This is a genomic window from Microvirga tunisiensis (genome assembly GCF_009296175.1).
Taxonomy (GTDB): domain Bacteria; phylum Pseudomonadota; class Alphaproteobacteria; order Rhizobiales; family Beijerinckiaceae; genus Microvirga; species Microvirga tunisiensis.
This window is the reverse complement of sequence record NZ_VOSK01000435.1, coordinates 1-4487: the sequence shown is the minus strand read 5'-3', so window position 1 is coordinate 4487 and position 4487 is coordinate 1. Positions and strand designations below refer to the sequence as shown.

Annotated in this window: 4 protein-coding genes; 2 read left to right on the top strand and 2 right to left on the bottom strand. The window is 62.6% G+C overall.

Annotated features, from left to right (window positions below; genetic code table 11):
- Window positions 1-168 precede the first annotated feature (168 nt).
- Window positions 169-654: a hypothetical protein gene (locus FS320_RS38675; RefSeq protein WP_152717637.1), complete on the top strand. Its 486-nt coding sequence runs from the start codon at window positions 169-171 to the stop codon at window positions 652-654.
- Window positions 655-1163: 509 nt separating this feature from the next.
- Here FS320_RS38675 and FS320_RS38670 read toward each other — a convergent pair.
- Window positions 1164-2300, bottom strand: coding sequence for a S8 family serine peptidase (locus FS320_RS38670; RefSeq protein WP_152717635.1), 1137 nt, complete (start codon window positions 2298-2300; stop codon window positions 1164-1166).
- Between the two features lie 962 nt (window positions 2301-3262).
- Entirely contained in the window at window positions 3263-3880 is a 618-nt protein-coding gene (locus FS320_RS45580; RefSeq protein ID WP_153885390.1) for a hypothetical protein, read from the bottom strand.
- A gap of 73 nt (window positions 3881-3953) precedes the next feature.
- Here FS320_RS45580 and FS320_RS38655 point away from each other — a divergent pair, with 73 nt between their 5' ends.
- Window positions 3954-4145, top strand: coding sequence for a hypothetical protein (locus FS320_RS38655; RefSeq protein WP_152717631.1), 192 nt, complete (start codon window positions 3954-3956; stop codon window positions 4143-4145).
- The last annotated feature ends 342 nt before the right edge of the window (window positions 4146-4487 follow it).

Here is a 4487-nt window from a genome sequence, read left to right as displayed (position 1 = left end):
CGAGACCAGCTCGCGCAGGGCTGTCGAGGACAGCGGCTTGTTGGAACGATCAGGCGAGGTCATGCCGGGATTGAATCATGAATGCCCGAAGGGAGGAATCCCTCGCCCCCTAAAATGCCCCAGTTACGTGCATCGGGAGCAGGAGCAGGTAGATCCACAGCCGACCTTATGGATGACATCGAAGATCTGAAATCGAAGATCGAGACGATCCACGGCCGGATTTCGGAACATCAAAGAGAGATGACGGCCCTACAAGGCGAGGTCGCGCAGATGGAGGCAACGCGTCGTTCCCTCCTCGCTGAGGTCGAGCGGCGGTCCCGTCCGGCTGAGGACATCCATATCACCGATCACGCTTTACTGCGCTACGTCGAACGGGTTTTCGGGATCGACGTCGATGCTGTGAGGCGGGAGATTTTGACCGATGGCGTCGCAAGATGCATCGAACTCGGCGCGTCGACGATTACTGTCGATGGTATCCAGTTTCGCGTGAAGGATCGGAGTATCGTGACTGTGATCGGGGGTGATCAGAACCAACGATTAAGCCTGTTAGCGCTTGAGCTAGCGTGCTGCGCCTGCAAGATCCGCAATAGTCGCCCGCCCGCGGCGGTCTTCACGGCATTCGACGATACCCTGGCGGGATTCGCGCCGGCTTGACCGCGAGTAGACGATCCCAACCTCCACCGGTGCCCGCTGGCCGCTTCGGGTGCGCCGCATTTCGCCGGCGCTGGTTGCGTCCACCCGGATCAACTGCGCGCCCATCTGACTTACATGGGTGCGAGCCGTCGCAATGGCGGCCTGTCGGCAGGTTTCAACGATCTCATGGGGCGTGCCCGGACGATACTAGAGCTTGGGGATGATGGCCCGCTCAGCCGCATAACCACCGACCATCCCAGAGGCGCCAAGGAGAACAATGACCCACAGCATGTTTGTTCACCCCAAGCACCCCGCCAACGCTTGGCTCAGGTGCCATGATGACTGCTTCAAGAATTTCTCACCTTGCCCCCAGTTCCTTATCCTGGAGTATTAGGAAGGTGGCGCTTCGCCGCTTGCGATCTGCCTGCCACAACAGTCCTGTCACTACGGCCTATCTGAAGGTCAGGAGTTGGCTGCACGATCAGCACCGTGTCAGGTGTTCGTTCCACCTTGAGGATGCCTGACGGCAATCAAGGCATTCGCGAAGCCGGATCCCCAAACAGTAAAGCCGCCGGCTGCGTTCGGGTCGCAGCAACAGGCGTCGTCTCCGTCGGTTGTGCGCACAGGCCCGCCGTGTGGATCAGGCCGAACCCGTATGTCGGATCCCACCCGGGTTTGCCCAGGTCGCGGGTGTGCGCTTCCAGGCGCGCCTGAACCGCTTTGGGATCCAAGTCGGGGTTGGATGCGAGCAGCAGGCCTGCCGCGGCGGATACGAACGGGACCGCATAGGACGTGCCCGTCCTCAGGACGCCATTGCCCTGGATCGACGCCGTCCAGACATTCACTCCGGGGGCCGCAAGGTCGACGTAGGCGCCCTGTGTGGCGCGTCGGTACACATTCAGCTCCTGGTCCACGGCTGTGACCGCGATGACACCCGGATAGGCGGCCGGGTAGGCCGGCTCGGCCCCGGCGCCTTTGTTGCCCGCCGCGGCAATGATCACGATGCCCTTGGCCTGGGCGGCCTCAATGGCTTTCTCGAGGACCGCGTTGGCGGGGCCTGACAGGCTCAGGTTCATGACCTGCACGCCACGCTCAGCGAGCGCCTCAATAGCGGTCACAAGCGACATCACATCGGTGCGGTCGGCCGTGCCGCCGTCGCGGTAGAAGGCATCCACCGCCATCAGCTTCGCGTCCGGCAGCAGGCCTGGCGTTGGGCTTCCTCGTCGCCCTACCAGGAGAGCGGCAATCGCGGTGCCATGCTCCTGCAACGAGGCGTCGGCATGGCTCCCAGGCCGCCGCAGAACCTCGACCGCCTGACCCTTGAGGGCTTCATGCGCGACATCGATGCCCGTGTCGATCAGGCCGATGAGCGGGGGAGGGCCGCATTGAGCGGCATTGGACGCTGACCAGTTCACGAGGGCGGTTGCCATACACTTAGCGCCGGTGCACGTCTCCGAGCCGTCATCAAGATAGTAGAAATGGTCGAAGTCCGCTGCGGCTCGCACATCGACCAACTGGATGGTTTGCCGGGCCTGAGTCAGGGAGGTGCCTTGCGGAATACGCAGCCTGACGACCTGAGGGGCAATGGTGCCTTGCGTCTGGGTCTCGATCTGGAAACCCTGGGCGGTGAGCTTGGCCAGATCCTCGCGCGACAGGCCTGACGCCACGATGAAGTTTGTGGACTGACGCGGCTTCGGCCGGGAGTCAACGACGTCGGCCGTACTGAGGGCACTAGATTGTACGGTCCCGATCGGAGTTGAAGCTTGTGATGTCACCGGTGGCGCGGAGATCGCCTGGGCCTGGACCGGTGTTTGCTGCTCCAATGCGGTGACAGCGCCTTGGCTCAGTGGAGCTGGGCTGGTGTTTGACGGGGCCAGAGAGGTCGCTGGGGTCTGGCCCGATGTTTGCTGGTCAGGAGTGGGAACCGTAGCTGGGCTCGTCAAAAGAGGGCTGGTGAGAGCGCCGGATTGGACGGGCTCCGTCGGGGCCGAAACCTGTGATGGTGCTGGCGTTGAAGTGACTGGTTGGGCCTGGGTCGATGTTGGCGGATCGGGCGCGGGAACTGTGCCTTGATGGATTGATGTCGGGCTGGTGGGGGCACTGACTTCCGCCCCCGCCTTGATTAGCGCTTTCGATGTCACTGGTGTCTTAGAGACGGCTTTGGTCCGGCTGGTTGTCGGCCGATTGGCTGCGGCCTTGCCTTGGCTCGCTGGAGCAGGGTTGATGCGCGCCGTTGCCTTTGGGCTGCCACGTTGGCTTTTGCTGTTACCGGCCTTACCGGCGCTTCCGGTGCTGCTGCCAGAGGCAGCCTTGCCACCAGCCTTTGCGGTGCCGGTGCCAGCCTGCGCCCCGGCCTTGTTCTTGCTGGATCCTGAGTTGGCTGCATGAGCGGTGCGGCCAGCTACGGTGCGGCCTCCGCTCGCCGCCTTGCCGCTGCTCCCGCCAGCATTGTTGCTTTTGCCTGCGGACCTGCCGCTGTTGGCTCCAGTATCGTTGCTGCCTTGATCGGCGCTGAGGCCACCTGCGCCGCCGTTGCTACGGCCGGCCCCGTTACCGGGGGCTGCACCCGAGCCTCCAGGAGCCCCGCCTACACCGCCACTCCCGCTGTTTCCATGACTAGCTCCGCCGCCTACGCCGCCGAGACCTCCAGCGTTGGAATTGCCTTTGCTGCCGCCGTTCCCGTTGCCGGCGTTGTTGCTGTTGCCACTACCGCCAGCGTTTCCCTGATTGCCCGCATTGCCTCCTCCGCCGCCTTTGCCTCCGTTGCCCCCATTTCCACCGTTGTTTCCGTTTCCGGCGCCGTTGCCACCGCCCCTAGCCCCGCCGCCATCAGATTTCCCGTTGCCTCCGCTGTTGCCGTTTCCTGCGCTGCCGCCAGCCGAGCCACCGCTGTTCCCGCCGCCTGCGTTGCCGCCGCCGTTGCTGTTGCCAATTCCGCCGCCACCAGCATTCCCCTGATTGCCGGCACTGCCACCTCCGCCGCCTTTGCCTCCACTGCTTCCATTGCCGCCGCCACGTCCGCCGCCATCAGAATTCCCGTTGCTCCCACCTGCTGCGTTGCCAGCACCGTTTCCGCTCGCACCACCGTTGCCGTTACCACCTCCATTTCCGTTCCCGCCAGCGTTTCCGTTCCCACCGCCGCGTCCGCCATCAGAGTTTCCCTTGCCGCCGCTATTGCCGTTTCCTGAGTTGCCCCCGCCGTTTCCGCCACCGTCGCCCTTACTGCCTCCATTGCCATTGCCGCCATTCCCGTTCCCGTCACCGTTTCCGCCCTCGCCCTTGGCAAACGCAGACCCGTTGATGATGGGAAGGGTGGATCCGTGGCCGAGATCGAGTTGAACGCGCAGGGGAAAGGCAGCCGCAAGGCCTGCTATCGCAATGAGGGTATGTCGCCACCAGTGTGCCATGCTTCCCTCTCGTACCAGAAACTCAGCCGTGAACTCGGCCCATGCAGCGCGGTCGAGACGTCAAAGCAGAACCTAACCTGGAAGATTGATCGCGCAATGGACTGAATCGCATGTCCTGTAGCGTACCTGAGATGAACGGAAGCGAACCAATCACGAATTGTGTCTGACCTTAAGCTCGGCAATAGGTGTGGTGTACTCACAGGCGTCGAAGAAAGCGTCTTCGCTGTACTAGCGGTTACAGCACAACCCTGGATCATGGCTACGAAACGGTAGGTAGCAGACGCGAAGACGTGAGATTCGCCGTCGTGCGGCTGTCGGTTAGAGGCTGGTGAGCAATTTTATTACTCGCTTCAAGTGCTTGATTTGGAATAGCTTTCGTGAAGATTGATGAGGCGGATGCGGGGTGTGCAACGGTTGAGGAGCCCCGCTATGGATACTTGTCTCTAT

Excerpts from the sequence above, each read along its gene's own strand:
- FS320_RS45580 (WP_153885390.1), bottom strand. The coding sequence starts at position 3,880 with ATGGCGGCAATGGCAATGGAGGCAGTAAGGGCGACGGTGGCGGAAACG.
- FS320_RS38675 (WP_152717637.1), top strand. The coding sequence starts at position 169 with ATGGATGACATCGAAGATCTGAAATCGAAGATCGAGACGATCCACGGC.